This is a genomic window from Sabulicella glaciei (assembly GCF_026183895.1).
GTDB classification, from domain to species: Bacteria; Pseudomonadota; Alphaproteobacteria; order Acetobacterales; family Acetobacteraceae; genus Roseococcus; species Roseococcus glaciei.
This window is the reverse complement of record NZ_JAPFQI010000001.1, coordinates 395980-422458: the sequence shown is the minus strand read 5'-3', so window position 1 is coordinate 422458 and position 26479 is coordinate 395980. Positions and strand designations below refer to the sequence as shown.

Sequence of the window (26479 nt, the reverse complement as noted above, 5' to 3'; positions counted from 1 at the left end):
GTCGCGCCGCGAAGCCGGGCCAGCCTCCCATCGAGGTGCGAAGACGCCCCGAGGGAGGACCGCCATCACACTGCCCCGCCGCGCGGCGCTGGCTGCGCCACTCCTGCTTCCACTCGCCGCCCACGCACAGGGCAACTGGCCGACGCGGCCGGTCCGCGTGCTGGTCGGCTTCCCGCCCGGGGGCGGGGTGGACATTGTCGCACGCCTCGTACTGCCGCGCGTCGCCGACCGGCTGGGGCAGAGCTTCGTCATCGAGAACCGCGCCGGCGCCAACGGCAACATCGCCATGGATGCCTTCGCCAAATCCGGCACCGACGGCTACACGCTGTTCTACGGCAATGTCGGCAACCTGGCGGTCACCAACTCCCTCTACCGTGACCTTTCCTTCGACACGGTCCGCGATTTCGTTCCCGTGGCGCAGACCATGGAAAGCTTCCTGGTCGTCGCCGTCAGCAACGACACGCCGGCACGCAATCTGGCCGAACTGATGGCCTATGCCCGCGCCAACCCGGGGCGGCTGAACGGCGCTTCGGCCGGGGCGGGCGGGCCGACCCACCTCGCCTTGGAACTGTTCAAGCGCGAGTTCGGCCTGAACATCGTCCACGTGCCCTATCGCGGCAGCGCTCCGGCCATCCAGGACCTCGCCGGCGGGCGGGTGCAGATGATCATCGACGGCTACTCGCTGATGCGCGGCGCTGTGGAAAGCGGCCGCGTGCGCGTCCTGGCCGTGGCATCGGCTCGTCGCGAGCCCCTTCTGCCCGAGGTGCCCACCACAGACGAGGCCGGTGCGCCCGGCTTCACGGCCGGATCCTGGCACATGCTGATGGCGCTGCGCGGCACGCCGCAGCCGGCGCTGGACCGGCTGGAGGCCGCGCTGGATGGTGCTTTGCGCGACCCCGAGCTGGTGGCGGCCATGGCCCAGCAGGGCGTGGCCGCGCGGTTCCGCGGGCAGCGCGACGCCGCCGCCTTCCTCCAGGCCGAGCGCGAGCGCTGGACGCGCGTGATCCGCGAGGCGGGGATCACGGCGGAGGGGTGATCACGCCTCGGCAGGCGCGGCCCGACGCGGAAGCGTCGCGAGGATGGCCGCGCCGCCGCCCAGCAGCATCAGCACCACGGCCATCCCCCATCGCTGGGAGCGCGTCGCCGTCGTCACCAGTGCCAGCAGTGCCGGGCCAAGGAAGCTCGTCGCGCGTCCGCTGAGGGCGAAGAGGCCGAAATGCGCCGCCATCTCGCCGGGCGGGGCCATCTGCGCCATCAGGGAGCGGCTGGCCGCCTGGGCCGGCCCGAAGAACAGGCCGAGCGCAACGCCCAGCACCCAGAAGGCCAACTTGCTCTCGACCAGCAGCATGGCGGAGCCGAGTGCCATCAAGGCAAGCAGCGAGAACAGCACCGCGTTGCGTGCGCCCAGCCTTTCCTCCGCGAAGCCACCGGCCAGCGCGCCCAGCCCGCCCGTCACGTTCAGCGCGATGCCGAAAAGCAGGATCTCCTCGAAGCCCATCCCGAAGACCCCGGCGGCGAAGACCGCCCCGAAGGCGAAAAGGACGTTCAGCCCATCCGTGTAGAGCAACCGGGCGAGGAGGAAGCGCAGCAGCGCCGGGCGCCGTGGCAGGCGGCGGATCGTGCCCAGCACCTCGCCGAAGCCGTTGCGCCAGTCGCCGCCGCGCCGCTCGGGCGGGGCCCAGATCAGCAGCGGCCACGCGAAAAGGAGGAGCCATGCCGCGACAAGCGGCGCCGTCGCCCGCACATGCTCCGCCGCCGCGCGATCGAGGCCGAGCGGCGAAGGATCGGGCTGCACGAGCAGGACGAGGCAGACCAGCAGGCAGACGAGGCCGCCGGCATAGCCCAGCGCCCAGCCGATGCCCGAGACGCGGCCGATGCGCGAGGCCGCCGTCACCTCAGGCAGCATGGCGTTGTAGAACACCGTGCCAAGCTCGAAGCAGAAGGTGGCGAGCGCCACGGAGGCCAGCGCCCAGAGCGCCCATGACGGGCTGGGCTGGGCAAACCAGATGGAGGCGGTGCAGGCCGCCATCAGCGCCGTGAACACCGCGAGGAAGAAGCGCCGCCGCCCGCCCGCATCCGCCATCGCCCCCAGCACGGGCGAGGCCAGGCCGATGGCGAGGCCGGTCAGGGCCTGCATCCAGCCCCACCAGGCCTGTCCCGTCACCGGGTCGGGCGCGATGCCGCGGGTGAAATAGGCGGCGATGACGAAGGTGGAAACGACGGTCGGAAATGCGCTGTTGGCCCAATCATAGGAGGCCCAGGCCCATTCGCGGCGCGTCATGCCTCCACCAGCGCGAGAGCGCGCAGGGCCACGCTGGCAGCAGCGAAGTCCGGGGTGCGCGTCGCATCGCGCAGCAGTGGCACCGCGGCGCCCGGTTCCGGGGCACGGCCTTGCAGCACCGACGCTGCCAGGCGCGACTGCATGTCGCGCAGCTCGCCCAGAAGGGCGGCACGGGCACGGTCGGCGAAGGGGCCGCGCAGCGGGGCGCGGCGGATCGCATCGCGCAGCGCGTCGAGCATGAAGTGCTGCCCCACCTCCTCCCAGGCCTTCGCGGCTTCCGGCGGAGCAGCGCCCTGGCGGGCGGCAAGGCGCAGGATGGGAGGCGCGACCGCGAGGCGGGGCGCGCTCTGGAGGAAGTCGCGAAGGCTGGCCGCTTCCTGCCCTACCGCCAGGGCCGCAAGGCCAGGGCGAAGCTCCGTCAGGGCTGGGCCGATGCCTTGGCGCAGGAAGGGAAGCAACTCCGCCGTCGCGGCCTCCATCAATTCGCGCAGGGCACATTGCGCGGCGAGGCGTTCGTCGGGCGGCAGGGCCTCCGCTTCCTCGAACCGCGCTTCCAGCCCGAACAGCGCATCCGCTAGAAAGGCGGCGGCGACGATCTCCGCTGGGCCCGCCTCTGCGGTCAGGCGCGACAGGCCGGCGAGGCCGAGCCGATTGACCACCCGGTTGGAAAGCGCCGTCGCGACCAGTTCGCGGCGCAAGCGATGGCGGGCGATGAACCCCGCATAGGGCTCCTCGCGCAGCGGCGTCGGGAAGTAGTCGTGCAGGAGTTCAGAGAATTCCGGATTATCGGGCAGAGTGCTCTCGCCCAGGGCCTCCGCGAGCCAGAGCTTGGCGAAGGGCATGAGGGCGGCGATGGCGGGACGGGTCAGCGCGTCCCCGGCGACGATGCGCTCCGCGAGCGCGGCCGCGTCGGGCAGGCCCGCGACCTCGCGGTCCAGGATGCCCTCGGCCTCCAGCCGCGCCATCAGGGCCGTGTGGGCCGGAAGGGCAGCGGCGCCGGCCATGCCCTCCAGCGACAGGGCGACGGATTGCAGGTGGTTGTCGCGCAGCACCAGCGCCGCGACTTCCTCCGTCATGGCGGCCAGGAGGTCGTCGCGGCCGCGCCGGGTCAGCACGCCCTCCGCCTCCGCATCGGCCAGCAGGATCTTGATGTTGACCTCGTGGTCCGAGGTGGAGACGCCGGCGGAATTGTCCATCGCGTCGGTGTTGAGCCGGACGCCGGCCCGCGCCGCCTCCACGCGCCCGGACTGGGTGACGGCGAGGTTGGCCCCCTCCCCCACCACGCGGGCATGCAGGTCCTTCCCATCCACGCGGATCGCGTCATTGGCGCGGTCGCCCGCATCGGCGTGGCTTTCGGCGGAGGACTTCACGTAGGTGCCGATGCCGCCGAAGTACAGCAGGTCCACCCTCATGCGGAGGATGGCGCGCATCACCTCGGCCGGCTCCGCGCTTTCCGCCTCGATGCCCAGCATCTCGCGCGCCTCGGGGGAGAGCGGGATGGTTTTCTGCTGGCGCGAAAACACGCCGCCGCCCCGGCTGATGCGCCCGGCGTCGTAGTCGGCCCAGGAGGAGCGCGGGAGACCGAACAGGCGCTCCCGCTCCGCGTAGCTTTCGGCCGGGTCCGGATCGGGGTCGAGGAAGATGTGGCGATGGTCGAAGGCGGCGAGCAGCTTCGTCTGCTTCGAGATCAACAAGCCGTTGCCGAAGACGTCGCCCGACATGTCGCCCACGCCCGAAGCGGTGAAGGGCGCGTCGTGGATGGAGCGGCCCAGCGTCTCGGTGAAATGGCGCTCCACCATCACCCAGGCGCCGCGCGCCGTGATCCCCATGCCCTTGTGGTCGTAGCCGGCGGAACCGCCGCTGGCGAAGGCATCGCCCAGCCAGAACCCGTATTCGTCCGAAAGCCCGTTGGCGATGTCGCTGAAGGTGGCGGTGCCCTTGTCGGCGGCGGCGACGATGTAGGGGTCGTCCCCGTCGCGGCGGCGGATCCCAGGCGGAGTCACCACCTCCTTGCCCCGCAAGTTGTCCGTCAGATCCAGCATTCCGCGCACGAGGCTCTTGTAGGCGGCGATGCCGGTCTGCTGCAGCGCCTCGCGCTCCGTCGGGACCACGCCCTTCAGGACGAAGCCGCCCTTGGCGCCGGTAGGGACGATGACGACGTTCTTGAGGCGTTGCGCCTTCATCAGCCCAAGGATCTCGGTGCGGAAATCCTCGCGCCGGTCGGACCAGCGTATGCCGCCGCGCGCGACGGGGCCGGCGCGCAGGTGACAGCCTTCCATTGTAGGCGTATGGACGAAGATCTCCCGCCACGGGCGCGGTGCCGGCATGTCGCCCGCCCGCGCACTATCCAGCTTGAAGGCGAGGTAGGGCTTCTCACCGAAAAAGTTGGTTCGGAGCATCGCGTCCAGCACGACCTTCATGCGGCGGAGGATGCGGTCGGCATCCCGGTCCGCCACTTCGTCCAGGGCCCGGGCGAAGGCGGCTTCGGCCTCCTCCTCATTCCCTCCAGGTTCCTCGGCGAAGCGGGCGTGGAACAGGCGCACCAGCAGCCCAGCGGCCTTCGCCTCCTGGGCCAGGGCGGCGGTGACGCTCTCCTGCGCGAAGGGGAAGCCCACCTGCTTGCACCAGCGGAAGATGGCGCGGAGCAGCCAGCATTCGCGCCAGGAAAGGCCGGCGCGCAGGATGAGCCGGTTGAACCCGTCCGCCTCGGCCTGGCCGGACAGCAAGGCGTCGAGCGCGTCGAGCAGAAGTGGCGCCCGCCCCTCCTCCCATTTCGCACGGACGTCGAGCTGGAAGACGTGCAGCGTCATCGCCTCGCGCCCCTGCGGGGAAAGGCGATGCGGCACCTCCTCGATGGCGCGGAGGTCCAGGCTTTCGAAGATGGGCAGCACGTCGGCCAGGGCCAGCGGTGCGCCCGGCATGGCAAGGCGCAACACGACGCGGTCGGCGGGCGCGCCCGGGGCGCGGGCCAGAAGCGCGGCGGGACGATTCGTGCCGACCGCCCGCTCGGCCAGGGCCAGGTCCTGCCCGGCGGAGCCCGCATCCTCGCCCTCGCGGTAGGAGGCCGGGAAGGCGTCGCGCCAGACGGACAGTGCCTCGCCGGCCGCCGCCTCGCCGCGCTCAGCCGACAAGGCCTCGGCGAGACGCTCGGGGAAGGAGCGCGCCGCCTGGGTGATGGCCGCCTCCAGCGCCGCCTGATCCACCTCGCGCGCGGCGGTCGGGTCGGTGCCGATGATGTAATGGACGCGGGCCAGCGGCGCGTCGCCCAGCGCGATGTAGAAGGCGGAAAGCCGTCCGCCGAGCGCGCGCGCCAGCATCCCGCCGACATGGTGGCGCAGCCGCGTGTCGAAGCTTTCCCGCGGCAGCCATGCAATGGCGCTGGTGAAGCGGCCGAATGGGTCTCGCCGCAGGTAGAGGGCGGGGCGCGGACGGATCGTCAGGTCCAGCGCGCGGCGCGCGCCTTCGAGGATCTCGGCTTCGCTCGCCTGGAACAGCTCGTCGCGCGGCCAGGTGTCGAGGATGTTGCGCAGGGCGCGGCCGTCATGGGTGGAGGGCGAGACGCCGGCCGCATCCAGGATGCGCTCCACCTTGCCGCGCAGCAGCGGAATGGAGCGCGGGTTGCGGTTGTAGGCAGCCGCGGCGAAGAGGCCCAGGAAGAGCCGCGCCCCATCGGGACCGCGTGTCGCCACCACGTCGGCATGCTGCGGCCGGTGGACGGTCGCGCGCATGTTCGCCTTTGCCACGGTGACCGGTGGACCTTCCACCAGCGCCGCGCGGATGGAGGGCGCGATCTCCGGCAAGTGTGCCAGCGCGTCGAAGACGGGAAGCTCGGGCGAGCGCAGCAAGCCGAGATTCTCCTCCGGCACCGCTTCCGCTCCCTCCCCGTTCAGGACGAGGCGGCGGTGGCCGAGGAGCACGAAATTATCATCGCCCATCCAGCGCAGGAATTCGGCCGCCTCGCCGCCGCCGGCCTCCTCCTCCGCGCCGCGCAGCAATTCCGCCATGCGCGGGAAATCCGACACCGCGGCGCGCACATCGGCCATGGCGCGGCGCAGCGCCGCCTCCACGGTCGGCCAGTCGCCGGGCCGCGCCGTGGAAAGAAGCTGGCCCGGCGCGGCGGCGACGCTGACGCGCATCAGGCTCTGCCCGTCCAGGATCGGGTGCAGCAACTCCTTCACGACGCGCCCGTGCTGGGTCAACGCGGCGAGGACGCTGTCCACCAGGAAGGGCATGTCGTCCGTCACGAGTTCCGCAACGGCGTGCGGGCCGCTACCGGCGCCGGGCGGGGTCAGGCGGATCGCCGCCTCGTCCTTTCGGCGCGACGCGGCGAGGTCGGCCAGGGAGGCGGCGGCAGCGGCCAGCGCCTCGGGCGGCCGGGCGGCCAGTTCCGGCGTCGGAACATCATGGAACAGGGCCGGCAGGAGACGTTGCGCGAAGCCTTCGGGCACGCGGCGGGAGGCCGCGGCGAGGATCTCCTGCCGCAACGGGTCGCGCGTGGAATTGGGGGCTTCAGGCATCCGTGTCCTCCAGTTGCGGCCGACCATGGGCCAGGGGGGCCTTCCCCGTCCAGGGTCGGGTGGGGCAAGGTCGTGGAACGGGTCGGGGTTGCCGGCCGCGCGTGAAGTTCCGTCGCGCATTCGCTATGGAGGCGGACATGACCATGAACCTCGCCCAGCTTCTGGCGCCCATGACGCCGGAGCAGTTCTTCGCGGAATACCATGACAAGCAGCCGCTGCACCTGAAGGGGGACCCGGCGAAATTCGCCTCCGTCCTGTCCTGGCGGCAGATCAACCGGCTGCTGGACATGACCCACGCCTGGTCGTCGCACTCGCTCAAGCTTGTGTTGGATGGCAAGCCCGTGCCGCCGCACGAATACTGCGCGAGCAGCACGGGGCGCGACGAAGGCGGCACGCTGATGCAGCCCGTGGTGGACAAGGTACGCGATTGGGTGAAGCGCGGGGCGAGCGTCGTCATGAACGACGTGGACAGCCTGACGCCAGGCCTCGCATCGGTTTCCCACGCGATCGAATCTGCCGGCCTCGGGAAGGCGCAGGCGAATGTCTACATCTCCTGGCAGTCGCACAAGGCATTCCCGGCGCATTACGACACGCATGACGTGTGGGCAGTGCAGGTCGAGGGCGAGAAGACCTGGAACGTGTGGGAGGGCCGCGCCGAGTGGCCGATCAGCCATCCCATCTTCCGCTCCCAGACGCAGGAGCATCACGAGCAGGCGAAGGGCAGGTTGCGCGCCAAGGTGCTGATGAAGCCGGGCGACCTGCTTTACCTGCCGCGCGGCTGGTATCACGACGCGCTGGCCGAGGCGCCGGCTTCCGTCCACGTCGCCTATGGCGCCCATGCGCCGGTGGGAATGGATCTGATGACCATCCTGGGCGAGCGCGTGCTCTACGAGGCCGCCTTCCGCCAGCCCCTGCCGCGCCAGGATGGCTCCGCCGCCGCCAAGTTCGCGCTGACGCAACGCGCGGGGCAACTGGGCCAGCGCATCGCCGAGCTGTGCAAGGATCCCAAGGTGATGGAGGTGCTGGAGCGCTTCGTCGCCGATTTTCGCTACCGCCGAGGCGGCAACGACTTGCTGGGATGGCGCGGCATGGCGCCGGAGGGTGCTGGCGCGGGCGATGCGGATGGGGCGGACGCCACCGCCTTCCGCATCGTCGCGACCGGGGCCAAGCCGGTGCGTCGCGGCACGGAATGGGTGCTGAAGACGCCGAGCGGCGCGCTTCCGCTCTCCCCGCCAGAGGCAGAGGCGGCGGCCTGGGCGCTGGCGCGGCCCGACTTGACGGAAAGCGAGCTGGCGAAGGCGCATCCGGGCGCGGATGCCGCAGGGCTGCTCGGCAAGCTGAAGGTTGCCGGGTTGGTAGTGCCGGCATGATGCGCACCGCCCTCGCCACCCTGCTTCTGCTCAGCGCCACGCCGGCTGGGGCCCAGATCCGCGAATTCTCCTGCGTCGGCGCGGAGCGGCTGGAGGAGGATTACGCGATCGTCGCCTTCGGTCGCGCGAGGGACCGCGCGGAAGCCGCCGCGCTCGACCCGCTGGGGGAAATCGTGGCCCAGGCCAAGGCGACGCCCTCGCGCAATCTGTGCGTTCTGGGCTTCGCAGCGCCGGATGAAGGCGGCGCGGAGACGGCGAGCCGCCTGGCGGCACGGCGGGCGCGCTCCATCAGCGAGGAACTGGCGAAGATGGGGCTAGAGCGGGACCGCATCCGCGCCGAGGCGCGCACGCGCGGCTTCGTGCAGCGTGGCCCGGCCGGGGTGGCCCGTGCTTCCGGCGTCCGCGTGGTGCTGATGCCGCCTTCGCCGTAGCGCGGAGGCCACAGTTCGGACGGATTTGATGGCCTGGGTCATGGGTGGCCCCTCGCGTCGCGGGCGATGCGTACTCCGGATTGCGGCTGAGTTTCGCGAAGGCCATCCGGATCGAATGGACGCATTTCGCCGCTCGCGCGAGGCTCGCCGCGGTCGGCCCTTTCGGCGTCTCGCTGCGCCATCCACGTGACCCCGAATAGGATGCGGCGAAAACTGGGCCCGAACGCCGCATCCTTGCCTGATTCGTCGGCGACTTCGCGACCACCCAACGGGGGTGACGCCGTGGAGCTCAGGGTTCAACCATTCGACCGCGGGCAAGGACTAGGCCAGCGCCATCTTCGCTGCACAGGACGGGGCGGAGCCGAGACGCAGCCCGGCCAAAGGGCTGCTCTTCGGCACGGCTCGGTCGGACGTGATGCGCGCGCACCCGGACTGGAATGGCCGAAGCTGCGCCTCGAAGCAGTGGGTCCAGGAAAGCATCGCGCAGCATGGAGTCGCGGTCAGCGCGCGCTCTCGATGGGGACGCTTGGCACCGTTCTCGACGCACCGTCGCACGCTGCAAATGCCTGCAATCGCAAGGGAGTCAGTAAAGACCACATATGGTCGGCCATTGTGGCAGGCGGCCGTGATGTGGCAGCGATAGGACATGCCTGCACCGCGGGCACGGGTTGCCGTTTCCGCAAGCCGGAACCCGAAGCCTTGCTGACTGAAGCGCTGGAGCCCGTCTGATGCGACATTTTCCGGCTTTCCTCGAACTGCAGGGGCGCGACGTCCTCCTGCTGGGCGAGGGCGAGGCGCTGGAGGCTAAGGCGGCGCTGCTGCGCGCGTCTGGTGCAACGATGCGCGCGGCACGGCGCTTCACGCCCGAGTTGCTGGACGGCATCGCCTTGGCGGTCGGCGCCGGTGCCGAGGAGGAGGACCTCGTCGCCCTGCATGGCGCCTGCCTGGCGCGCGGCATCCCGGTAAACGTGGTGGACCGGCCGGAACTCTGCACCTTCATCACCCCGGCGATCATCCAGCGCGAGGACGTGACCATCGCCGTCTCGACCGGTGGCGCCGCGCCGGTGCTGGCGCGCCTGGTTCGCCAGCGCATCGAGGCGGCGCTGCCGCCGCTGCTCGGCCGCGTCGCCGCGCTGGGCGCGCGCTTCGGCGCGATGGTGCGCGATCGCCTTCCCTCCCTGCCCGCGCGGCGCGCCTTCCTGGAGCGCGCCTTCACCGGCGTTCCGGCACGGCTGGCGGAAGCGGGCCGGCAGCTGGAGGCAGAGACCGCCTTCCTGTCCATGCTCGACCGCGCCGGCACGCAGCCGGCGGGTTTCGTCCAGCTTGTGGGCGCCGGACCGGGCGCGGCCGACCTGCTGACCCTGCGTGCGCTCCGCGCGCTCGGCGAGGCCGATGTGATCGTCCATGACCGGCTGGTGCCCGATGCGGTGCTGGAGATGGCGCGACGGGATGCGCGGCGCATCTTCGTCGGCAAGCGCCGCAGCGAACATTGCGTGCCGCAGGAAGGCATCAACACCCTCCTGGTGGAGCTGGCGCGCGAAGGCAAGCGCGTGGTCCGCCTGAAGGGTGGCGACCCCTTCGTGTTCGGCCGTGGTGGCGAGGAAGCCGCGGCGCTGCGCGAGGCGGGGATCGCGCACGAGGTCGTCCCGGGCGTCACCGCTGCGCTGGGCTGCGCCGCCCAGGCGGGAATCCCCCTCACCCACCGCGACGCGGCGAGGATGCTGACGCTGGTCACCGGCCACACGCGCGAAGGCGTGCTGGATCTTGATTTCCGCGCCCTTGCCCGACCGGGTCAGACGCTGTGCGTCTACATGGGGATGAGCACCCTGGGGGCGTTGCACCAGGGCATGATCTGGGAAGGCTATGACGACGCCACGCCGGGCATGCTGATCGAGCGCGGCGGCACGCCGGATCAGCGTGAGTTGCGCGGCACCTTGGCCGAACTGGTCGAGCATGGCGAGGACTGGGCTGGCGACGGCCCGGTGCTGCTGATCCTCGGCGAAGCGGTTGGCATGGCCCCGCTTCCGCTGGTGCCGCAATCGGCTGCCAAGGCCGTGGTGGGGACGCCGGACCCGGTCTAGGGAATGCGGGCGGCGGGATTCGAACCCGCACGGCCTTTCGACCCAGGGTTTTTAAGACCCTTCCGGCTACCGTTTCGGCACGCCCGCCAAGCGCCTGCGCGCTTGGCCTTTTCTAGGCCCTGACCGGGCAACGGCAAAGCCTGAGAGGCGCCCGGCCGCGGCGGCCGAGGCCCAAGGGCGTTCAGGCCGCGTGCAGCGCCTTCCAAACCGCCTCCGGCGTCGCCGGCATGTCGATGCTCTGCACGCCATCCCCCGAAAGCGCGTCAACCAGCGCATTGACCACCGCTGGCGGCGACCCGACCGCCCCGGCCTCGCCGGCTCCCTTCACGCCGAGGGGGTTGGTCTCGCAGGGCACGGCGATCAGATCCACCTCGATCTCGGGCACGTCCTCCGCGCGCGGCAGGGCGTAATCCATGAAGGAGGCAGAAAGGAGCTGACCGCTGGAAGGGTCATAGGCCGTGCGCTCCAGCACCGCCTGGCCGATGCCCTGGACGACGCCGCCATGCACCTGTCCCCGCACGATCAGCGGGTTCAGCGCGTGGCCCACATCGTCCACCACGATGTAGCGCGGGATCGTAACCTGCCCCGTCTCCGGATCCACCTCGACCTCGGCGACGTGGCAGCCATTGGGGAAAGTGTGGCTGTCGATCTTCGCCGTTTCCAGCGCGTCGAGCAGGATCGTGTCCTCGCCCGCCGCGATGCGGGCGCGTTGCCGCGAAGCGACCTCCAGGATGTCCATGCCGCGGTCGGTGCCCGCCACGGTGAACCGCCCCTTGGTGAACTCGATATCCACCTTCGCCGCCTCCAGGAGCTGCGACGCGGCTTCCTTGCCCTTCTCGATCACGCTTGCCGTCGTGACGAGGATGGCCTGGCCTTCCGAGTACAGAGAACGCGCGCCGCCCGTGCCGCCGCCGGAGGGCAGCGTCTCGGAATCGCCCTGCTGGACGCGGATCTTCTCGACCGGGATGCCCAGCTCGTGCGAGGTGAGCATGGCGTAGGCGGTCTCGTGACCCTGCCCCGTGCTCTGCGTGCCGACATAGACGTCCACCATGCCGTCCTCCGCGAAGACGACCTTGGCGTTCTCCGTCGGGCTGCCGCCCGTGGCCTCCAGGTAGTAGGCGAGGCCTATCCCGCGCTTCTTGCCACGCGAGGCGGCCTCCGCCTTGCGGGCGGGGAAGCCAGCCCAGTCGATCTTCCCCAGCGCGGCGTCCATGACGCGCGGAAAATCGCCGCTGTCGTAGCGCTGGCCGATCGCGCTGGTGTAGGGCATGCGGGACTGCGCCACCATGTTTCGGCGGCGAAGCTCGATTCGATCGATCCCAAGATCGTGCGCCGCCTGGTCGATCAGCCGCTCGACGAGGTAGTTCGACTCGGGACGTCCTGCCCCGCGATAGGCATCCACCGGCACGGTGTTGGTGAGGATGCCGAGGACGCGGGCATGGATGGCCTGGAAGTCGTAAACGCTCGCCAGAACCTTGGTGCCCGCCCCGGTCGGGATGAAGGGCGCGAAGGTGGAAAGATAGGCGCCCATGTTGGCGTGGTTCAGGGTGCGGAGCGCCAGGAACCTGCCGTCGCTGTCCAGGGCCAGCTCACCGGTCGTCACGTTGTCGCGCCCATGCGTGTCGGACAGGAAGGCTTCCGTGCGCTCGGAGGTCCACTTGACCGGGCGGCCGACTTCGCGGGCCGCGTAGGCACAAAGCGCGTACTCGGCGTAGAGGAAGATCTTCATGCCGAAGCCGCCGCCCACGTCGGGGGTGACGACGCGCACCTTCTCCGGGTCCACCTTCAGCACGTTGGAGGCGAGCAGCCCCTTCACCAGCCAGGATCCCTGGGTGCCGGCATGCACCGTGAAGGTGCCCGAGGCCGCGTCAAAGGAGGCGCCGCAGGCGCGGGCTTCCATGGAGGAGACGACGATCCGGTTGTTCACCACCGTCAGCCGCGTGACATGCGCAGCCTTCGCGAACATCTCCTCCGCCTTCGCCTTGTCGCCGGCTTCCCAGTCGAAGCAGATGTTGTTCGGCGCGGCATCCCAGATCTGGGCTTGGCCGGCCTCGTGCGCGGTGGCGAGGTCGGAGATGGAGGGGAGGATGTCGTAATCCACCATCACCGCCTCGGCCGCGTCGCGCGCCTGCTGCGGCGTCTCGGCGACGATGAAGGCCACCGGGTCGCCCACGTGGCGAACGCGGTCCACCGCCAGGACGGGGTGCGGCGTGTCCGCGCGGGGCGAGCCGTCGCTGCTCTTCAGCGGCACGGCGCAGGGCACGTCCCCCACCCCGGCGGACTGAAGGTCGGCGCCGGTGTAGATCGCCAGCACGCCGGGCATGGCGCGGGCTTCCGTCGCGTCCACCGACGTGATGGCAGCATGGGCGTGCGGGGAGCGGAGCACGTGGCCATGAACCTGGCCGGGAAATGCGATGTCATCCGTGTAGCGGCCCTGGCCCAGAAGGAGCCTCGGGTCCTCGACGCGCCGCAGGGATTGGCTCAAGCCAAACTTCGCCATTTCGGGATTCCCTCACCTGTCCTCGCCATCATCTGACGGCGAGGGTGGGTTTGGGAAGGGGGCGTGGCGTCAGTGCGCCACGCTGCCCTTGCGGCGGAACAGATTATGCGTCCGCTCCCGCATCCCCTGGAACACGACGTAGAGCATCGGGATGATGAAGATCCCGACCAACGAGGCCGCCAGCATCCCCCCGAAGACCGGCAGGCCCACAGCGCGGCGGGACAGCATCGCAGCGCCCGTCGCCCAGACCAGCGGCACGAGGCCGAGGATGAAGGCGAAGGACGTCATCATCACGGCGCGGAAGCGCATCCGGCTGCCCATCACCGCCGCGTCGCGGATGGAGAGGCCCTTCTCGCGCTGCTCCTTCGCGAACTCGATGATCAGGATGCCGTTCTTCGCCGCCAGCGCGATCAGCACGACAAGGCCGATCTGGGCATAGACGGTGAGTGGGGCCCCCGCGATGAAGAGGGCGATGAAGGAGCCCAGCCCGCCCACCGCGACGGAGAGCAGAACCGGCATCGGGATCACCCAGCTCTCATACAGGGCCACCAGGAAGAGATAGGCGAAGAGCAGCGCCAGCCCGACCAGGACGCCCGTCTGCCCGGCGGCCTGCTTCTCCTGGTAGGCGGTGCCCGTCCAGTCGAAGCCGAAGCCCTGCGGCAGCACGGTGCGCGACACCTCCTCCATCGCGAGCAGCGCGTCGCCGGAAGAAATGCCGGGACGGCCCTGACCGAGGAAGTTCACGGAACGGTAGTTGTTGTAGCGCTGGATGGTCTGTGGCCCCAGCACCACGCGCACATTCGCAAAGGCAGCAAGCGGCACCATCTGCCCGCGCGTGTTGCGGACCTGAAGGCGCCAGATATCCGGCAGGTCGTCGCGGTCGGCGGCGACGGCCTGCACGTTCACCTGCCAGGTTCGGCCGAACAGGTTGAAATCGTTGACGTAGATGCCGCCCAGCGCCGCCTGGAGCGTGGTGAAGACGTCGCTGATCCGCACGCCGAGAGCCTGGGCCTTGTCGCGGTCCAGGTCGAGATAGAGGGACGGGCTGGTGGGGGCGTAGGTAGTGAAGACGCCGGCGAGGCGCTGGTCCTGGTTCGCCGCCACCATCAGCGCGAGGGAAACGCCGCCCAGCTCCACTGGGTCGCGCCCCTGGAAGTCCTGCAGCTGGTACTCGAAGCCGCCGCCCGTGCCGAGGCCCAGGATGGGCGGCACGTTGAAGGCGAAGACGTTGGCGGTGCGGAAGCCCTGGGCGAAGCCGAAGACTTGGCCGATGGCGGCGAAGACGCTCTGGTCGGCGCGGGTCCGGTCCTCGAAGGGCTTGAGGCGGCCGACGATGAAGGCGGAGTTGGACTGCGCGCCGCCATCGATGAAGGAGAAACCGATGATCTCCAGGATGTTCTCGATCGCCTCGTTCTGGCGCAGGAAGGCCGCCACCTGTCGCGACGCCTCGCTGGTGCGGGCGACGGAGGAACCCTGGGGAAGCTGAAGCTGCACAAAGAAGGCGCCCTGGTCCTCGGCCGGGAGGAAGGCTTGGGGCGTGCGCTTCGAGACCTCGAAGATGCCGAAGGCGATGGCGGCGGTGAGGACGACCGAAAGCAGCGCGACGCGGACGAGGCGCGTGACGACCCAGGCATAACCGTCCCGCACCTTATCGATGGCCCGGAGCACATACTTCATCGGCCCGCGGCGCGGTCCGGTATGCCGCAGCACCACGGCGCAGAGCGCCGGAGACAAGGTGAGAGCATTGATGGCCGAGATGACCATCGCGACGCTGATCGTCACCGCGAATTGCTGGAACAGCACGCCCGAGACGCCCGGAATCAGGCCGATCGGCACGAAGACCGACAGCAGCACTAGGGTGATGGCGATGATGGGGCCCGTGATCTCCCGCATGGCCTTGTCAGTTGCTTGGGCGGGGGTGAGGTCGGGCTCCTCCTCCATCACCCGCTCCACGTTCTCGACCACCACGATGGCGTCGTCCACGACGATGCCGATGGCGAGCACCATGGCGAGGAGCGAGATGGTGTTGGCCGTGTAGCCCATCATCAGCAGCACGGCGAAGGTGCCGATCAGCGACACGGGCACCGCGACGGTCGGAATGATCGTGGCGCGAAGCGAGCCGAGGAAGAGATAGACCACCAGCACCACGAGGATGAAGGCCTCGGCCAGGGTCTTCACCACCTCTGTCATCGTGTCGATGACGAAGTCGGTGGTGTTGTAGATGATCGTATGGCGCAGCCCCTGCGGAAAGCGGGAGGACATGTCGTTCAGGGTGCGCTTGGCCAGCTCCGCCACCTGCACCGCATTGGCACCGGGGGCAAGGTAGATGCCCATGTTGACGACGTTTTGCCCGTTCAGCCGGGCCTCGACGTCCAGGTTCGCGGCGCCAAGCTCTACCCGCGCCACGTCCCGGATGCGCAGCGTCGAGCCATCCGGGTTGGCGCGGATCACGATCTCGCCGAACTGCTCGGGCGAGATGAGGCGGCCCTGGGTCTGGATGTTGAATTGGAAGGACTGGTCGTCGCTGATCGGGCGCGCCCCGATGCGCCCCACCGCCGCCTGGACGTTCTGCGCCTGGATGGCGGCAATGATCTCGGAGGGCGAGAGGTTGAGGTTGTTGAGCCGGTCCACCTCGAACCAGACGCGCATGGAGTAGTCCTGCGCGCCGAACATCTGCACGTCTCCCACACCCGGCAGGCGGCGCATGGCGTCCAGCATGTTGATGGTGACGTAGTTCGAGATGAAGAGCGGCGAGTGGTCCGGATTGTCCGACGACACGCCGAGGAACATCAAGACCGCCGAGGATTGCTTGCGCACCGTGACGCCGGCGCGCTGCACCTCCTGCGGCAAGCGCGCCAGGACGCCCTGGACACGGTTGTTGACGTTCACCGTGTTGATGTCGGGGTTGGTGCCGAGGGCGAAGGTGACGGAAAGCGTATAAGAACCGTCATTGCCCGAGTTGGAGCGCATGTAGAGCATGCGGTCCGACCCGTTCACCGCGCTCTCGACGAGCTGCGCGACGGTGCTTTCCACCACCGCCGCCGAGGCGCCGGGGTAGCGCGTCGTCACCTGCACCACGGGCGGCACGATATCGGGGAACTGGGCCACCGGGATACGGGTCAGCGACAGCAGCCCCGCCAGGGTGATGACGATGGAGATGACCACGGCAAGCCGCGGCCGCCGAATGAAGACGGCGGAGATCATGGCCTTTCCCTCAGCCCGCGCGCTGCGGCTGGCCGGGGGCAGCGCCGGCGGGTTGCGGGTTCACCGGCGCCCCGGGGCGGATGCGCTGGATGCCTTCGGTGATGACGCGGTCGCCCTCGTTGACGCCTTCCTCGATCACCGCCGTCTCGGCAGTGGAGCGGCCGAGGCGGACGTTGCGGCGCTCCGCGACGTTGTTCTCGCCGACGACGAAGACGAAGAAGCCCTGCTGGTCCTGCGCGATGGCGTTGCGCGGGACCACGATGGCCTGGACCGGCTGCGCGGCTTCCAGCAGCACCGTGACCAGCTGGCCGTCAATCAGGGCGCGCGCGCCGGGCTCGCCGGCGCGCATCCCCTCGCGGAGCGGGTTCGGGATGCTGGCGCGGACCAGGATGCTGTCCGTGTCGCGGCCGAGGCTGGTGTCGATGAAGTCGATGTGCCCCACCTCGGAATACAGTGCCCCGGTGACGAGCCGCACGCGCACACGCGTCGCCTGGGCTCCGCCCCTTCCCTGGTAGCGCTCGCGGAGTTCGACTGCGGTGCGCTGGGGGATGGTGAAGGCGACGCGCATCGGATCCTGGCTGACGATGGTTGCCAGCGGGTCCGCAAGGGTTGGGCTGACCACGTTGCCTGGGGTGTAGTAGGCGCGGCCGATCGCCCCCGCGACCGGGGCGGTGATCTCCGTGTAGGCGAGGTTGATCTCGGCGGTGCGAAGCTGGGCCTGGGCGCCGAGCACCGCCGCGGCGCTCGTCCGCTCCTGCGCCTGGGCGTTGTCCAGCGCCGCCTGCGTGCCGGCCCCGGTGGAGCGCAGATCGCGTGCACGGGCCAGGACGACGCGGGCGTTGTTGAGCTGGGCTTCGGCGGAAGCGACGTTGGCGCGGGCCTGGTCCAGCTGGGCCTCGAAGGGCGCGCGTTCGAGACGAAACAGAGGCGCGCCCTCCTGCACCTCGCTGCCCTCGGTGAAGAGGCGCTGTTCCAGGAAGCCGGTGACGCGGGCGCGGATGTCCACGCGGTTGATCGCCTCGATCCGGCCGATGAACTCGTTGCTCTCGGTGACGGCCTGCCGCCGTGCCTCGACAAAGCCAACGGCGGGCGGCGGGCCGCCTGCGCCCATCTGCGCCTGGGCAGGAAAGGCGGCGAGTGCGAGAAACAGGGCGATCTTCTTCATCACCGGGGGGACGCCTTCATGCAAACCGGCGGAGGGGCCATGGCGCATCAGCCGGGGGCTGGGAACGCGGGGAAGCCGGTCAGGGTGAATGAAGACCACGCATGGTGCACCGCGCAAGAGGCTTGAAGTTCCTGGAACCGCGCCCAGTCGCCGCTTGTCTCTTGTTCGGGTTCGCGACGCCGGCGCATTGAAACGACGCAAAATCTTGGCCTTGCGCCTCCGGGAGAGTTCAGAGGCGTCTCGGCTTGGCACGGAGGCCGCAATGCTGCCATGCACAGCGAGGCGCGCCACTTTGACTTGCCCTGCAGCGCCATACACATTCCGGTTCATGCCCCATCGGGGCCCGCCCCCGAGGAACCCCCCATGTCCACCGCCACCCAAGCGAAGCCGCACGCGGCCTCCTTCGCCCTGTTCGTGGGCGTGGCCACCTGCGCCTTCGCTGGCGTCTGGATGGCGACGCCCCTCGCCTCCGTCCTGCTGGCGCAGCGCGGGGTCGAGGCGGCGGTGATCGGTCTCTACGCATCCGTGGTCTGGGGCGCGGCGCTGCTCGCGGCACCGATCACCCCTTGGCTGGCCGGGCGGCTGGGCGGGGCCTTTGCCCTGCATCGCGTCGCGGCGGGAATGGCGGCCGTTGCGCTGCTCGCATTGGGAACAGACCCTGCCTTGCCGCTCTGGTTCGTCTTCGGCGGCCTGCTGGGGGTGGGGTCTTGCCTTGCCTGGACGACGGCCGACGCCATCGCCGCCGCCATGGCACCGGAGGGGCGCGAGGGCGCGTCGCTTGGCCTCTACCAGACCTTTGTTTCCGCCGCGATCGGCGGCGGGCCGGCGGTGCTGCTGCTGACGGGGGTGGTGCCGCAGGCCTTCTGGGCTTCGGCGGGGATCCTGGCGCTGGGGCTGGCCATGGGCGCGGCGTTGCGCGACCCGGCCGGAACGGTCCCGGCGCGGATGCGACTGTCCCTCGCCCGGCTTCGGCCAGTGGCCTCCGTGATGGCGGCGCCCGCCGGCGCCGCGGCCCTTTGCGGTGCGCTGGAGGCGGCGGCCGGGGCGGTGTTCCCCGTGCAGGGTCTTGCCCTCGGCATGGCGGCGGCGGCCGCGGCCGCGATCGTCGTCGCCTCGGGCTTCGGCAACGTGCTGGCGCAATTCCCCCTTGGCATGGTGGCGGATCGCTGGGGGACGGACTGGGCGCTGCTGCTCTGCGGCGTGGTGGTGGCGGTGGCTTCGGTGTTCTGGCCGGCCCTGGCGCCGGGCCTGCCGGTCTGGCCGGTGCTGGCGGCATGGGGCGGGGCGGCGGGGGCGATCTACACCCTCGGCATGGTGCGCGCGGTGCAGCGCTTCGCAGGGCCGGCGCGGGCCCTCGGCATGGCCGGGCTGAACACCGCCTACCTGCTGGGCGGCGCCATTGGCGCGCCCCTTGCGGGAGTGGCGCTGGAGACCCTGCCGGGCTGGGGCCTGCCGGCGCTGATCGCCCTGGTCGGGCTGGGCGGCTGCGCGGCGCTGACGCGGATGGTGCGCGCCGCGCCGGTTCCGATCTAGGGAAGCATCAACCCTTCAGCGGGTCGTGGCCCCAGTTGCGGAGCGAGGCGCGCCAATCCGTGTCGCGCACGTCCCCCTTCGGACGCTGGGCGAGGTGACGGCGCACATACCCCACCACCTTCCTCATATGCGCCCGCTCCTCCTTCGTGTACTCGGCCGAGCGGCCCTTCGCGAGGATCGTGGCGATGCGCCGTCCGGAGGCATGGCCCACCGACTCGCCGCCGTCGCGCTTCTGCCCGACCTCCATCGAACGCTTGGTCTTGAGCCAGCGCTCCAGCATCGAGCGGCTGGTGTTCACCGCCTCGCGGAACTCCTGCACCAGTGCATCCGGCGCGGCCTTCCGCGCGGTCGCCGTCTTGCGTGCCGCGGTGGCGGGCTGGCGGGAATGCTGCTTTCCGGCCTTCGTGTCGCGCCGCTTGCGCGCGGTGGTCTGCGCGTACTCCTTTTCCGACAGCTTTTCCCGGGCGCGGCGCGGCAGGTATCGCTCGCCCGTGTCCTTCGAGCGGCGGCCGGACTTCGTGCCCCACTCCTCCTTCGTCCACTGGCTGAGGTGGTTGTCCTTGCTCTTTCGGCCAGCATAGCCGCCGCCCGCCTTCTTGTACTCGGCGGTGGCAAGCTGCGCCTTGCGCGCGGACCATTCGCCGGCGTCTCCGCCTTTCGTGCCACGCTTCACGCGCGCGACGACGCGCTTCCATAGGGCGGGGTCGGTCTTCTCGGCGGTCGCTGGCATGGCGGCGCAACGCCCACGGAAAGCCGGGGTTTCAGCCCGGCTTGCGGTCCTTCAGCGCGGCGACCTCCGCCTTCAGGCGCTCGTTCTCCGCGCGAAGCTGCTCCAGCTCGTTGGGACGCGGGAAGGGGCTGAACAGGCTCATCGCCCGTTCCATCATCGCGAGGTTCTGCCGCCCCACCTCCTCGAAGGAGAACGGCTTCAGGGCGCTTGCCATGTTGCGGCGCATTTCCTCGTGCTGGCGCGCGAAGCCTTGCATCGTCGCTTCGAGATACTTGGGCACAATCGTCTGCATGGAGCCGCCGTAGAAACCGATCAACGAGCGGAGGAAGCTTTCGGGCAGGAGCTGTCCGCCCTTCGCCTCCTCCTCGACGATGATCTGGGTGAGGACGGAGCGCGTGATGTCCTCGGCGGACTTCGCGTCGTAGACAACGAATTCCCTCCCGTCGCGGACCATCTTCGCCAAGTCCTCCAGGGTCACGTAGGAGGAGCTTTCCGTGTTGTAGAGCCGGCGGTTCGCGTATTTCTTGATCACCACGGGCGGCGTGGATTGCGTGGTCTGCAGTGCGGCCTCTGCCATCGTTTTCCCAGCCCCTTTTTGGATTCGTTGCCGTGTTGCTGTGCAGCGTAGCACCATCGGCATGGGCGACGGGAAGCCCTTCGGTTATAGAGGCCGCCAATGCCCACCGTCGTGGAACCGGATGAACGACCCCGAGGAACTCGAGCGCTTGGCCGCGGACTGGATCGCGCTGTGGGAGTCCGAGGTGGCCTCCGCCGCGCGCGACCGGGAGGCCACCGAGGCCTGGTCGGCCGGGTTGGCGCTGCTCGCCGCGTTCTGGCGCGCTCAGGCGGCGGGCGCAGCGGCTCTGGCGCGCTGGGCGCATGACGCCTCTCCCCACCCCCCGGCGCGGCCCGCGCCCCCTGCCCCTGCATCTGATGCTGGGGGCGGCGCGGGGGATGGCGGCGATGACCCCGCCACCCTTCGACGGCGCATCGCCGAGCTGGAGCGGCGGCTTTCCGAGATCGAGCGCAGCACGGGCGGAGGCGGCGCGGATCGCCGCCCGGCTGGCGGAAGGCGGCGTCGGGGCTGAGGCCTTTCGCGGCGCCGTGATGCGCCGGCTGCTGCGCGAGGACGCGGCGCTGATCCACGGCATCGCGCAGTACCGGCGCCACCAGCACCGCCGCACGCTGGAGGACCCGCCAGTGATCTGGCGGGAGGGCGCGTCGCGGCTGCTGGACTACCGGCCGGAGGGCGGCAGGCCCGTTCTGCTGGTCCCGTCCCTGGTGAACCGCGCCCAGGTGCTGGACCTGGACGAGGGTGCCTCGCTGGTGCGCTTCCTGGCCGGCCAGGGGCTGCGCCCCCTGCTTCTCGACTGGGGCTGGCCGGAGGCGGAGGAGCGGCGGATGACCCTCACCGACCTCGTGGCCGGCCGCCTGGAGCGGGCGATGGCCGCGGTGCCGGGGGAGATGGTGCTGCTGGGCTACTGCATGGGCGGGCTGCTCGCCCTCGCGGCGGCGCTGCGGCGGCCGGAGCGCGTGCGCGGCCTCGCCCTGCTGGCCACGCCCTGGAATTTCCACGCCGATCCGGAGGCGCCGAGCCTCGCGCGGCTTCTGCCCGGGTTGGAGGCGATGATGGCGCCGATGAACGCGCTGCCGGTGGATACCATCCAATCCCTGTTCGCCCTGCTCGACCCCTTCGGGCTCGCGCGGAAGTTCCGCGCCTTCGGGCGGCTGGACATGGCCGGCGCGCGGGCGCGGCGCTTCGTGGTGCTGGAGGACTGGCTAAACGACGGCGTGCCCCTCGCCGCCCCGGTGGCGCGGGAATGCCTCGCCGATTGGTACGGCGCGAACCTGCCGGGGCGCGGGGAGTGGCGCATCGCGGGATGGAAGGTGCGGCCGGAGGAATGGCGCGGCCCGGCCTTCGTCGCCATCCCGGCGCGCGACCGGATCGTGCTTCCGGCCTCCGCCCGCGCCCTGGCAGCGGCGCTTCCGGCGCCCCATGTGCTGGATGCGGCGGCCGGCCATATCGGCATGGTGGCGGGCGAAGGGGCCGAACGGGCCCTGTGGCGCCCCCTCCTCGAATGGTTGCGCGAGGCCTGACGCCGCGCAAGGATGCGCCGAAAGAGGGAAGCCAGCCCATGCAAGAGATCGTCATCGCCTCCATCGCCCGCACCCCGGTGGGCGCGTTCAACGGGGCCTTTGCCAACGTTCCCGCCCACGTGCTCGGCCAGGTCGCCATCGAGGCGGCGCTGGAGCGGGCCGGCGTCGCGCCCAACGAGGTGGACGAGGTGATCATGGGGCAGATCCTCACCGCCGGCGCGGGGCAGAACCCGGCGCGCCAGGCCGCCATGGCGGCGGGCATCCCGGCGGAGCGGACAGCCTTCGGGATCAACCAGCTCTGCGGCTCCGGCCTGCGCGCCGTGGCGCTCGCCGCGCAGCAGGTCGCCACGGGCGACGCCACCGTCGTCGTGGCGGGCGGGCAGGAAAGCATGTCCCAGGCGCCGCACGCGGCGAACCTCCGCTCCGGCCAGAAGATGGGCGGGCTGGAGCTGGTGGACACCATGCTCAAGGACGGGCTGTGGGACGCGTTCCACGGCTACCATATGGGCAACACCGCCGAGAACGTCGCGCAGAAGTACCAGCTGACCCGCCAGGAGCAGGACGAGTTCGCCCAGGCCAGCCAGCGCAAGGCTGGCGAGGCGATGAAGTCCGGGCGATTCAAGGAGGAGATCGCTCCCGTCACGGTGAAGGGCCGCAAGGGCGACGTGGTGGTGGACACGGACGAGTATCCGAAGCCCGAGACCAGCATGGAGATCCTGGGCAAGCTGCGCCCCGCCTTCAACAAGGAAGGCACGGTGACCGCCGGCAACGCCTCGGGCATCAACGATGGCGCCGCCGCCGCCGTGATCATGAGCGCCGAGGAAGCGAAGCGGCGCGGCATCACGCCGCTGGCGCGCATCGTGTCCTGGGCGACGGCGGGGGTGGACCCGGCGATCATGGGCACCGGCCCCATCCCGGCCAGCCGCCGCGCGCTGGAGAAGGCGGGCTGGAGCATCGCCGACCTGGACCTGATCGAGGCCAACGAGGCCTTCGCGGCCCAGGCTTGTGCCGTGAACAAGGACCTCGGCTGGGACACGGCCAAGGTCAACGTCAATGGCGGCGCCATCGCGCTGGGCCACCCGATCGGTGCCTCGGGCGCGCGGGTGCTGACCACGCTGCTCTATGAGATGCAGCGGCGCGGGGCGAAGAAGGGCCTGGCCACGCTGTGCATCGGCGGCGGCATGGGCGTCGCGATGTGCGTCGAACGGTGACGTTCGCGGGGAGAGCCGAGAGGCCGTGAGGCTCCCCGAGCACCGTCGCTACGCACATTCCGCGATCCCGACCCGGCCGGTCTATGACTGGCCGGGCGGGAAGCGGCTGGCCTTGCTGGTCGTCAACAACATCGAGCACTTCGCCTTTCGCGCCGGGCTTGGCTCTGATTCCACCGGATTGAACGCGGTGCAGAACCAGCGCCCCTATGCGTGGCGGGACTATGGCAACCGGGTCGGGCTGTGGAACCTGCTCGACCTGCTGGACGAGTTGGAGATTCCCTCGGCGCACAACGTCAACAGCGCGGCGCTCGAAACCTGCCCGGAGATCGCGCCTGCCCTGCGCGCACGCGGCGACGAGTTCATCGGCCATGGGCGCACCAACAGCGAGCGCCAGGACGGGCTGTGGGAGGAGGATGAGCGGCGCCTGATCGAGGAAAGCCGCGACATCCTGGCGCATCATGCCGGTGTCGCGCCTCGCGGCTGGCTCGGCCCTTACATCGCGCAGTCGCCGCACACGCCGGACCTGCTGCGCGAGGCGGGGTTCACCTACGTGATGGACTGGCCCGCGGACGATCAGCCCTTCTGGATGGAAACGCGCGCCGGACGGCTGCTATCCGTGCCCTATTCGGTCGAGATCAACGACAGCCCGGCCCTGATCGCCCGCCACCATTCGGGCCGCGAATTCGCGGACATGGTGGAGGACCAATTCCGCGAGCTTCTGGAGCAGAGCGAGAAGCGCCCGATGGTCTGCTCGGTCGTCCTGCATCCCTTCATCCTGGGCCAGCCGCACCGGCTCCGCCCCTTCCGCGCCGCGATGCGGCGCATCCTCGAGCACCGCGAGCATTTGTGGATCGCGCGGCCCGGGGAACTCGCGGATTACGTCGCAACGCTGCCCGGGGGCGTGGTACCATGACCGAGCGTGACTTTGTCGGCTATGGCCGCAACCCGCCCGACCCACGCTGGCCAAGCGGCGCGCGCGTCGCACTGAACTTCGTGCTGAACCACGAGGAGGGCGGCGAGGAGAGCCTTCCCGATGGCGACCCCCGTTCCGAGACAGCGCTGACCGAGGGCAGCACCGCCTCCGTGAAGGGCCGCGACTTGGCGGCGGAGAGCATGTTCCAGTTCGGTTCGCGTGTCGGGTTCTGGCGCATCCACCGCCTGTTCACCGAGCGCGCCCTGCCCTGCACCGTCTTCGCCGTGGCGCGCGCGCTTGAGCGCACGCCCGATGCCGCGGCCGCGATGGTGGAGGCCGGCTGGGATTTCTGCGGCCACGGGCTGCGCTGGGAAATGCACGCCGGAATGGAGGAGGCGAAGGAGCGTACCCGCGTCGCCGAGGCAACCGCCATCATCGAGCGCCTGACGGGCACGCGACCGATGGGCTGGTACACACGCTACGCCCCCTCGGAGAACACGCGGCGCCTCCTGGCCGAGTCCGGCTATCTCTACGACAGCGACGCCTATGACGACGAACTGCCCTATTGGCGCGCGGTGAAGGGCAAGCCGCACCTCGTCATCCCCTACACGCTCACGCACAACGACGTGCGCTTCCAGCGCGCCGCGCTTACCACAGGCGAGGAGTTCTTTGCCTATATCCGCCATGCCTGCGAGTTGATGCTCTCCGAGCCGGGCGGGCGCATCCTGTCCGTTGGGCTGCACAACCGCATCATCGGCCATGCCGGCCGGGCAAGCGGATTGGCGAAGGTGCTGGACTGGGCGAAAGCGCAGGATGGCGTCTGGGTCTGCCGCCGCGCCGACATCGCGGCCCATTGGATGAAGGAACACCCTGCAGCGTGACCTGGCGCTCCCTGCTCTACGTGCCCGTGGTGGAGGAGCGCTTCGTCGCCAAGGCGGCAGAGCGCGGGGCGGATGCTGTGATCCTCGACTGCGAGGACAGCATTGCGCCCGACCGCAAGCCGGAAGCACGGACTGCGCTGGCCGCGGCCGTGCCGCGCGCCCGTCGGCCGGGGGGCGACGTGCTGGTGCGAATCAACCGGCCGCTCGCCATGGCCGTGGCCGATATCGAGGCCGCCGCCGCGGCCGGCGCGGACGGGCTGGTGCTGACCAAGGTGATGGGACCGGATCACGTCCAGCTCCTCGCCGAGTTGGCGGCGCCGGGCATGAAGCTGGTCGCGCTCGTGGAGGAGGCGAAGGCCCTGCCCCATCTTGACGCCATCGCCCGCGCCCACCCTTCCCTAGTAGCGCTCGGCATCGGCGGCGAGGATCTGGCGACCGATCTGGGGGCGGAGGCGACTCCCGACGCGCTGGAACTGCCGAAGCGCCTAGGCCTCGTCGCGGCGCGGGGGGCGGGGATCCTGCCGCTGGGCTTCATCGGGACGGTGGCCGGCCTGTCGGACCCGGAGGGCTACCGCGCCATGCTGCGCCGGTCACGTGCGCTGGGCTTCGCCTGCGCCACCTGTGTCCACCCCTCCCAGGTTGCGGTGATCAACGAGGAATACGGCCCGCGCCCGGAGGAACTCGAGCGTGCGAGGCGCATGGTGGCCGCCTTCGACGCCGCCCTGGCCGAGGGCCGGGGCGCCGTCACCTTCGACGGGCAGATGATCGACCGCCCCATCGTGGAGCGCGCCAAGGCCCTTCTGCGCCGCGGCTGAAACCCAGACCACGGCCAGGGCTCAGCCGTGCTCACTCCCTGTGGCTTACCGTGCGGGGACCCCGTGTCATTCGCCCGCCATCGCGCCGGCGAGATCCGTGCCCGGACGCTCCTCCATCCGGCGCGCGATGGAGAGGTTGGCCTGGACACGCTCCGGCAGGTCGTCCCGCCCCGCGAAGGGCGACAGGATCTCCACGGCTGGCCTCGCCTGACCGGCAAGGAGAAGCGAAACGGCGCGGTTGTTCGCGATGGCCGCGTCGAGCGGCGCGAGCGACGCGGCACGGTCGTGCTGCGCCTGGGCCTCATCCGGCCGACCCAACAAATCCAGAGCGATGGCGCGCGCGCCAATCAGCCTCGCGTCGCGCGGCGCGGCGGCAAGGGCGCGGTCGAGCAGCGCCAGCGCCTCATGCGAGCGCCCAGCGCGCAGGCGCAATCGCGCCATCTCGCCGAGCAGGACAGGCGAGTTGGGCTGGCGCGCCATTGCGCCGTTCAGCGCGCGCTCGGCCTCGGCGAGCCGGCCCGTTCGCGCCAGGGCAGCGGCCTGCCGGCGGATGGGCTCGATCGCGCCGGGATTGGCGGCAACGGCCGCGCCATAGAGCGAGAGCGCCATGTCCGGCTGGCCCGAGCGCTCCGCCACCTCGGCCACGCGGAGCCGCGCGGCCGTCTCGCGGTCCGGCTCCTCGCTCGAAAGGCCGAGCGACGCACATCCGGCGAGAAGGAGAACCCCGAGAAGGACGGGAAGCGGCGTCAT

At 70.5% G+C, this 26479-nt stretch carries 19 protein-coding genes and 1 tRNA gene; 11 read left to right on the top strand and 9 right to left on the bottom strand.

Going from position 1 to position 26479, the window contains the following annotated elements:
* Positions 1 to 157 precede the first annotated feature (157 nt).
* Positions 158 to 1036 (top strand): Bug family tripartite tricarboxylate transporter substrate binding protein, encoded by an 879-nt coding sequence (locus tag OF850_RS01790; RefSeq protein WP_301587949.1) that lies wholly within the window; start codon positions 158 to 160, stop codon positions 1034 to 1036.
* Here OF850_RS01790 and OF850_RS01785 read toward each other — a convergent pair whose 3' ends face one another.
* Both OF850_RS01785 and OF850_RS01780 read right to left on the bottom strand, forming a co-directional pair.
* Entirely contained in the window at positions 1037 to 2281 is a 1245-nt protein-coding gene (locus tag OF850_RS01785; protein ID WP_301587948.1) for an MFS transporter, read from the bottom strand. It abuts the gene before it with no gap.
* The gene (locus tag OF850_RS01780; RefSeq protein WP_301587947.1) at positions 2278 to 6798 is read right to left on the bottom strand and encodes an NAD-glutamate dehydrogenase; all 4521 of its coding nucleotides are present in this window, start codon (positions 6796 to 6798) and stop codon (positions 2278 to 2280) included. Before OF850_RS01780 ends, OF850_RS01785 begins: the two co-directional genes overlap by 4 nt.
* A gap of 137 nt (positions 6799 to 6935) precedes the next feature.
* On the opposite strand from OF850_RS01780, the gene OF850_RS01775 reads away from it, so the two are divergent.
* The 3 genes from OF850_RS01775 (at position 6936) to cysG (ending at position 10680) form a co-directional block, all read left to right on the top strand.
* Positions 6936 to 8168 carry a cupin domain-containing protein gene (locus OF850_RS01775; protein WP_301587946.1) on the top strand — a complete coding sequence of 411 codons (1233 nt, stop codon included), beginning with the start codon at positions 6936 to 6938 and terminating at the stop codon, positions 8166 to 8168.
* A complete protein-coding gene (locus OF850_RS01770; RefSeq protein WP_301587945.1) occupies positions 8165 to 8599 on the top strand; it encodes an OmpA family protein in 435 nt (144 codons plus the stop codon). Before OF850_RS01775 ends, OF850_RS01770 begins: the two co-directional genes overlap by 4 nt.
* A 728-nt stretch (positions 8600 to 9327) precedes the next feature.
* Positions 9328 to 10680 carry a siroheme synthase CysG gene (cysG, locus tag OF850_RS01765; protein ID WP_301587944.1) on the top strand — a complete coding sequence of 451 codons (1353 nt, stop codon included), beginning with the start codon at positions 9328 to 9330 and terminating at the stop codon, positions 10678 to 10680.
* 4 nt (positions 10681 to 10684) lie between these two features.
* Here the strand turns inward: cysG and OF850_RS01760 are convergent.
* From OF850_RS01760 to OF850_RS01745, 4 genes are all read right to left on the bottom strand, one after another.
* Positions 10685 to 10767: transfer RNA gene (locus tag OF850_RS01760), tRNA-Leu, on the bottom strand.
* Positions 10768 to 10861: 94 nt separating this feature from the next.
* On the bottom strand, positions 10862 to 13180 hold the full coding sequence (locus OF850_RS01755) for a xanthine dehydrogenase family protein molybdopterin-binding subunit (RefSeq protein WP_301587943.1): 2319 nt from the start codon (positions 13178 to 13180) through the stop codon (positions 10862 to 10864).
* Between the two features lie 69 nt (positions 13181 to 13249).
* Positions 13250 to 16384 (bottom strand): efflux RND transporter permease subunit, encoded by a 3135-nt coding sequence (locus tag OF850_RS01750; protein WP_301587942.1) that lies wholly within the window; start codon positions 16382 to 16384, stop codon positions 13250 to 13252.
* A 10-nt stretch (positions 16385 to 16394) separates the two neighbouring features.
* On the bottom strand, positions 16395 to 17549 hold the full coding sequence (locus OF850_RS01745; RefSeq protein ID WP_301587941.1) for an efflux RND transporter periplasmic adaptor subunit: 1155 nt from the start codon (positions 17547 to 17549) through the stop codon (positions 16395 to 16397).
* 363 nt (positions 17550 to 17912) lie between these two features.
* Between OF850_RS01745 and OF850_RS01740 the strand changes: the two genes are divergently transcribed.
* Positions 17913 to 19082 (top strand): MFS transporter, encoded by a 1170-nt coding sequence (locus OF850_RS01740; protein ID WP_301587940.1) that lies wholly within the window; start codon positions 17913 to 17915, stop codon positions 19080 to 19082.
* Between the two features lie 7 nt (positions 19083 to 19089).
* On the opposite strand, the gene OF850_RS01735 is transcribed toward OF850_RS01740, so the two are convergent.
* On the bottom strand, positions 19090 to 19812 hold the full coding sequence (locus OF850_RS01735; RefSeq protein ID WP_301587939.1) for a DUF3140 domain-containing protein: 723 nt from the start codon (positions 19810 to 19812) through the stop codon (positions 19090 to 19092).
* Positions 19813 to 19843: 31 nt separating this feature from the next.
* Positions 19844 to 20389, bottom strand: coding sequence for a polyhydroxyalkanoate synthesis repressor PhaR (gene phaR / locus OF850_RS01730; RefSeq protein ID WP_301587938.1), 546 nt, complete (start codon positions 20387 to 20389; stop codon positions 19844 to 19846).
* A gap of 121 nt (positions 20390 to 20510) precedes the next feature.
* Between phaR and OF850_RS01725 the strand changes: the two genes are divergently transcribed.
* Genes OF850_RS01725 through OF850_RS01700 form a run of 6 tightly spaced genes read left to right on the top strand, consistent with a single transcriptional unit; the run spans position 20511 to position 25729 of the window.
* Positions 20511 to 20900, top strand: a complete 390-nt coding sequence (locus tag OF850_RS01725) for a hypothetical protein (protein ID WP_301587937.1) — start codon at positions 20511 to 20513, stop codon at positions 20898 to 20900.
* Between the two features lie 19 nt (positions 20901 to 20919).
* On the top strand, positions 20920 to 21909 hold the full coding sequence (locus OF850_RS01720) for an alpha/beta fold hydrolase (protein WP_301588839.1): 990 nt from the start codon (positions 20920 to 20922) through the stop codon (positions 21907 to 21909).
* A 38-nt stretch (positions 21910 to 21947) separates the two neighbouring features.
* The gene (locus tag OF850_RS01715) at positions 21948 to 23120 is read left to right on the top strand and encodes an acetyl-CoA C-acetyltransferase (RefSeq protein ID WP_301587936.1); all 1173 of its coding nucleotides are present in this window, start codon (positions 21948 to 21950) and stop codon (positions 23118 to 23120) included.
* Between the two features lie 25 nt (positions 23121 to 23145).
* On the top strand, positions 23146 to 24033 hold the full coding sequence (locus OF850_RS01710) for a polysaccharide deacetylase family protein (RefSeq protein ID WP_301587935.1): 888 nt from the start codon (positions 23146 to 23148) through the stop codon (positions 24031 to 24033).
* Positions 24030 to 24914, top strand: a complete 885-nt coding sequence (locus tag OF850_RS01705; RefSeq protein ID WP_301587934.1) for a polysaccharide deacetylase family protein — start codon at positions 24030 to 24032, stop codon at positions 24912 to 24914. Before OF850_RS01710 ends, OF850_RS01705 begins: the two co-directional genes overlap by 4 nt.
* The gene (locus OF850_RS01700; RefSeq protein ID WP_301587933.1) at positions 24911 to 25729 is read left to right on the top strand and encodes an HpcH/HpaI aldolase/citrate lyase family protein; all 819 of its coding nucleotides are present in this window, start codon (positions 24911 to 24913) and stop codon (positions 25727 to 25729) included. Before OF850_RS01705 ends, OF850_RS01700 begins: the two co-directional genes overlap by 4 nt.
* A gap of 66 nt (positions 25730 to 25795) precedes the next feature.
* Here OF850_RS01700 and OF850_RS01695 read toward each other — a convergent pair whose 3' ends face one another.
* Positions 25796 to 26479, bottom strand: coding sequence for a tetratricopeptide repeat protein (locus OF850_RS01695; protein ID WP_301587932.1), 684 nt, complete (start codon positions 26477 to 26479; stop codon positions 25796 to 25798).

Bases quoted from the DNA above. Each gene is read 5' to 3' on its own strand.
- OF850_RS01740 (WP_301587940.1), top strand. From the start codon at position 17,913: ATGTCCACCGCCACCCAAGCGAAGCCGCACGCGGCCTCCTTCGCCCTG.
- OF850_RS01715 (WP_301587936.1), top strand. From the start codon at position 21,948: ATGCAAGAGATCGTCATCGCCTCCATCGCCCGCACCCCGGTGGGCGCG.
- OF850_RS01735 (WP_301587939.1), bottom strand. From the start codon at position 19,812: ATGCCAGCGACCGCCGAGAAGACCGACCCCGCCCTATGGAAGCGCGTC.
- OF850_RS01770 (WP_301587945.1), top strand. From the start codon at position 8,165: ATGATGCGCACCGCCCTCGCCACCCTGCTTCTGCTCAGCGCCACGCCG.
- OF850_RS01725 (WP_301587937.1), top strand. From the start codon at position 20,511: ATGAACGACCCCGAGGAACTCGAGCGCTTGGCCGCGGACTGGATCGCG.
- OF850_RS01745 (WP_301587941.1), bottom strand. From the start codon at position 17,549: ATGAAGAAGATCGCCCTGTTTCTCGCACTCGCCGCCTTTCCTGCCCAG.
- OF850_RS01785 (WP_301587948.1), bottom strand. From the start codon at position 2,281: ATGACGCGCCGCGAATGGGCCTGGGCCTCCTATGATTGGGCCAACAGC.
- OF850_RS01780 (WP_301587947.1), bottom strand. From the start codon at position 6,798: ATGCCTGAAGCCCCCAATTCCACGCGCGACCCGTTGCGGCAGGAGATC.
- OF850_RS01705 (WP_301587934.1), top strand. From the start codon at position 24,030: ATGACCGAGCGTGACTTTGTCGGCTATGGCCGCAACCCGCCCGACCCA.
- OF850_RS01755 (WP_301587943.1), bottom strand. From the start codon at position 13,180: ATGGCGAAGTTTGGCTTGAGCCAATCCCTGCGGCGCGTCGAGGACCCG.
- phaR (WP_301587938.1), bottom strand. From the start codon at position 20,389: ATGGCAGAGGCCGCACTGCAGACCACGCAATCCACGCCGCCCGTGGTG.
- OF850_RS01720 (WP_301588839.1), top strand. From the start codon at position 20,920: ATGCGCCGGCTGCTGCGCGAGGACGCGGCGCTGATCCACGGCATCGCG.
- cysG (WP_301587944.1), top strand. From the start codon at position 9,328: ATGCGACATTTTCCGGCTTTCCTCGAACTGCAGGGGCGCGACGTCCTC.
- OF850_RS01695 (WP_301587932.1), bottom strand. From the start codon at position 26,479: ATGACGCCGCTTCCCGTCCTTCTCGGGGTTCTCCTTCTCGCCGGATGT.
- OF850_RS01750 (WP_301587942.1), bottom strand. From the start codon at position 16,384: ATGATCTCCGCCGTCTTCATTCGGCGGCCGCGGCTTGCCGTGGTCATC.
- OF850_RS01775 (WP_301587946.1), top strand. From the start codon at position 6,936: ATGACCATGAACCTCGCCCAGCTTCTGGCGCCCATGACGCCGGAGCAG.